The sequence below is a fragment of the Rhizobium altiplani genome, assembly GCF_001542405.1.
Taxonomy (GTDB): domain Bacteria; phylum Pseudomonadota; class Alphaproteobacteria; order Rhizobiales; family Rhizobiaceae; genus Rhizobium; species Rhizobium altiplani.
This window is the reverse complement of the sequence record NZ_LNCD01000050.1, coordinates 50239-51489: the sequence shown is the minus strand read 5'-3', so window position 1 is coordinate 51489 and position 1251 is coordinate 50239. Positions and strand designations below refer to the sequence as shown.

Here is a 1251-nt window from a genome sequence, read left to right as displayed (position 1 = left end):
CCGATCGTGAAGCCGTAGACCGACTGGCCGGAGCTTGCGCCGGTCCCACCAAGAATGCCGCCGGTGGTCGTGCCGTTGAACAGGGTGTTGGTCGTGCCGAGCACATAGTCGGTGGTCTTGATCGAGACCGTGCCGCCGGTGCCGCGGACGAAGGAGGAAACGACGCTGACGGTACCGCCGGTGTTGTTGACCCAGTTTTCGCCGTTGAACGAAGCGGATTGGGCAACGCTGTAGAGCTGTGCCTGCAACTGGGTGATTTCGTCCTGAAGCTTGGTCTTGTCGACACCAGCTTCGCTGGCTGCAACGAGCTTTGCCTTGATCTCGCCGACGAGATCGATGGCGCTGTCGACAGCCGTATATGCGGTGTCGAGCTTGGCGGCGCCCATGCCGAGGGCGTCGGAAACAGCCGAAAGGGCCTTGTTGTCCGACTTCATCGTCGTGGCGATCGACCAGTAGGCAGCGTTGTCGGCAGCCTTGCCGACGCGCAGGCCAGACGAAACGGCGTTCTGCGTGTCCGCCAGATTGCTGTTGACGTTGCGCAGCGTCTGGAGTGCCGCCATTGCGGAGTTGTTGGTCAGAATGCTGGTCATTGATTTGCCCCTTTGGCAGAATTGATGTGAAGGGACATTCCGGACTTTCTACCGGGAACGGCGGTCAGCGTCATGCCTGTTGATCGCTTCGTACTGCGCAATCAACTCGCCGTTTCGATAGGCCCATATGACGGCATCATGGTTAAGAAATCCTGAACCTGTATGGGGAAATTTATTAAAAATATCCGGTAGTTACGGATCGTTCGTTAACTGGAAATTAAAACACTTACGGCCGGGAATGACCCGGCCGCAAGCTTTCTTCAATCTGCCGTACGGGCTATTAGCGGAACAGCGAGAGAATGTTCTGCGAAGAGGAGTTCGCGATCGACAGCGACTGGATCGCCAGCTGCTGCTGGGTCTGCAGGGCGCTGAGCTTGGAGGACTCTTCTTCCATGTCGGCGTCGACCAGGCGGCCGATACCGGAGTCGATCGAGTCGCTGAGTGAAGACACGAAGTCCGACTGGATGTCGACGCGAGTCTGGAGCGAACCGAGCTGCGAACCGAGAGTGGTCATGTTCTTCAGCGTGGTTTCGACGTCCGTCAGCAGGTTGTCGATGTCGCCTTGGGTCGTGCTAGTACCGATCGTGAAGCCGTAGACCGACTGGCCGGAGCTTGCGCCGGTCCCACCAAGAATGCCGCCGGTGGTCGTGCCGTTGAACAG

The 1251-nt window shown here is 58.5% G+C and carries 2 protein-coding genes; both read right to left on the bottom strand.

Going from position 1 to position 1251, the window contains the following annotated elements:
* A partial coding sequence (locus tag AS026_RS10535; protein ID WP_062369616.1) for a flagellin N-terminal helical domain-containing protein occupies positions 1 to 590 on the bottom strand: 590 nt, incomplete at its 3' end.
* A gap of 280 nt (positions 591 to 870) precedes the next feature.
* Positions 871 to 1251: flagellin (locus AS026_RS10530; protein WP_280950874.1), on the bottom strand; the 381-nt coding region annotated here is incomplete at its 5' end.